Origin of the sequence: Mycobacterium angelicum (assembly GCF_002086155.1) — a bacterium.
GTDB classification, from domain to species: Bacteria; Actinomycetota; Actinomycetes; order Mycobacteriales; family Mycobacteriaceae; genus Mycobacterium; species Mycobacterium angelicum.
This window is the reverse complement of the sequence record NZ_MVHE01000153.1, coordinates 1-2868: the sequence shown is the minus strand read 5'-3', so window position 1 is coordinate 2868 and position 2868 is coordinate 1. Positions and strand designations below refer to the sequence as shown.

Here is a 2868-nt window from a genome sequence, read left to right as displayed (position 1 = left end):
GGTGGAGGGTGATTTGGAGGTCGGTGGGGGTGTGTTCGGACAGCGTCAGGGGGGTGTGCAGGATCAGTTCGTCGATGACGGGGGTGTGGGCGTGGTGGCCGGCGTGGAGGAGTAGGTCGATGAATCCGGTGGCGGGAAAGATGATGTGGTCGTTGACTTGGTGGCCGGTCAGCCAGGGCTGGGTGGAAAGGGCCAGTCGTGCCGAGAGCACGATTTGGTCTTGGTCGGCGAGGTGGGTGATGGCGCCGAGTAGGGGGTGTTCGGGGCGGTCGAGTCCGGCGGCGCTGACGTCGGTGCTGGTGGCTGGGGTCAGCCAGTAGCGGCGGTGCTGGAAGGGATACGTCGGCAGGGTGATGGTGTGGGCCTGCCCGTACAGGCTGGTCCAGCTGGGGCTGTGGCCGTGGGTGTGTAGTTGGGCCAGCGCGCTGGTCAGGGTGTCGGGGTCGGGGCGGTCGCGGTGCAAGGTGGTGATCACCGCGCAACCACCAGGTAGGCCGGGCTGGGCCAACGTGTCACTAAGAGCCGGGGCCAGCACCGGATGCGGGGACAACTCGAGGAACGTCTGCGGACCCTGGGCCAGCAGCCCGGTCACGCAGTCATGGAAGCGGACCGGCTGGCGCAGGTTGTGGTACCAGTAGTCGGCGTTCATGGTGGCGGTGTCGAGGGGTTCGGCCGAAAGGGCGCTTTCCACTGTGGAATACAGCGGAACGCGTGATGGGTGTGGGGCGAGATCGGCCAGCTCGTGTAGGAGCTGTTCGCGGAGTTGCTCGACGTGGGCTGAGTGGGAGGCGTAGTCCACCGCGATGGGCCGGATCTGGATACCGTCGTGTTCGCAGGTCTTGACGAACTGTTCCATGGCGGCGGGATCGCCGCTGACGATGGTGTGGGTGGGTCCGTTGATGGCGGCGATGCTTAGTTGCTGGCCGTAGTTCTCTAGTCGTGGCCGCAGGTCTTGTGCCGGCAGCAGTACTGATGCCATTGCGCCGGTGCCGGATAGGCGCGCCAGCGTGGTACTGCGCAGCGCCGCGATCTTGGCAGCATCTTCGAGTGAGTAGGCTCCGGCGATGTAGGCGGCGGCGATTTCTCCTTGGGAGTGTCCGATGACTGCGTCGGGCACGACGGCGTAGCCGCGCAGCACTTCGGCCAGCGAGACCGCGATCGCGAACAACACGGGCTGGACCACATCCACGCGGCGCACCGACGGGGCCGCCGGATCGTGGCACACGACGTCGCGTACCGACCAGCCGGTCCAGGGTCGCAGCGCCTCATCGCAGGCGTCGATCGCGTCGGCGAAGACGCGGTGATGGGTATAGAGCTCGAGGCCCATGGCGGGGTGTTGGCCGCCTTGGCCGGGTAGGACGAAGACGAGTTTGCTGTTGGATTGGATTAGGTTGTGCTGGTGCAGGTTTGGGTGTGGTGTGTTGGTGTGCAGTGCGTGCAGGGCCGCGAGCAGATCTTGACGGGGGTTATCGCTGGCGGCGGATGTGGTGATCGCGGCCCGGTAGGGGTGGTGGGTGCGGGTGGTGGACAGGCTGTAGGCGACCTCGGTCAGATCGGCGTCGGGGTGTTCGGTGAGGTGTTGGTGCAGGCGCTCGGCCTGAGCGGCAAGGGCTGCGGGGGTGCGTGCGGAGATCGGCCAAATCCGTAGCGCGGGCTCAGCTTTCGGGCTAGCTGGTGGTGTCGGTGCGGCGGGGGCTTGTTGGACGATCACGTGGGCGTTGGTGCCGCTGATACCGAACGAGGACACCGCCGCGGTGCGGGGGTGATCGGTCACCGGCCAGCTGATGGGTTCGGTGAGCAGCCGCACCGTGCCGGTCGACCAGTCGACGTGCGGGCTGGGACGATCCACATGCAGGGTGGGCGGCAACGTCTCGTGCTGCAACGCGGTGATCATCTTGATCAGCCCCGCGGCTCCGGCGGCGGCTTGGGTATGACCGATGTTGGATTTGATCGATCCCAGCCACAACGGATGATCCGAATCGCGGTGTGCGCCATAGGTGGCGATCAGCGCGCCGGCTTCGATCGGATCGCCCAACCTGGTGCCGGTGCCGTGGGCCTCCACCACGTCGACTTGGTCGAGCGTGATCCCGGCGTTGGCGACGGCTTGCGCGATAACACGTTGCTGCGCTGGGCCGTTGGGGGCGGTCAGCCCGTTGGAGGCGCCATCCTGATTGACTGCCGAACCCGCGATGACCGCCAGCACCGGGTGGTGGTGGCGACGGGCATCGCTCAACCGCTCCAACACAACTACCGCGGCACCCTCGCCCCAGCCGGTGCCATCGGCGGCGGCCGCGAATGCCTTACACCGCCCATCGCTGGCGAGCCCGCGTTGGCGGGCGAACTCGGTGAAGATGAACGGTGTGGTCATGATTGTGGCGCCACCAGCCAGCGCCAGACTGGATTCGCCGCTACGCAGGGATTGACACGCCAAATGGGTAGCGACCAAAGACGACGAACACGCGGTGTCCACCGTGATCGCCGGGCCCTGCAACCCCAGCAGGTAGGCCACCCGGCCCGAGGCCATGCTGGTGGCGGTGCCGGTCAGGGCGTAGCCCTCGACTCCTGCAGAAGCCGAATCGCCGTAGGGTTGTGTCCAGGTTCCGGCGAATACTCCGGTGTTGGTGCCGGCCAACTCGGCGGGGTCGATACCCGCGGTTTCCAGCGCTTCCCAACAGATCTCGAGGAGTAGTCGTTGCTGTGGGCCGATGGCTTGGGCTTCTCGCGCGGAGATTCCGAAGAACTCGGCGTCGAATTCGGCGGCGTCGGGCAGAAAGGCTCCGTGGGTGGCGTAGGTCTTGCCCACTGCGTCGGGATCGGGGTCAAACAGCTCGGCTAGGTTCCAGCCGCGGTCGGTGGGGAAGCTGCCCA

Annotated in this window: 1 protein-coding gene; it reads right to left on the bottom strand. The window is 66.6% G+C overall.

Translation table 11 applies throughout. From position 1 onward, the window contains the following. Positions 1 to 2868 (bottom strand): type I polyketide synthase (locus tag BST12_RS28605; RefSeq protein ID WP_139802031.1); only part of this gene is annotated, 2868 nt, incomplete at both ends.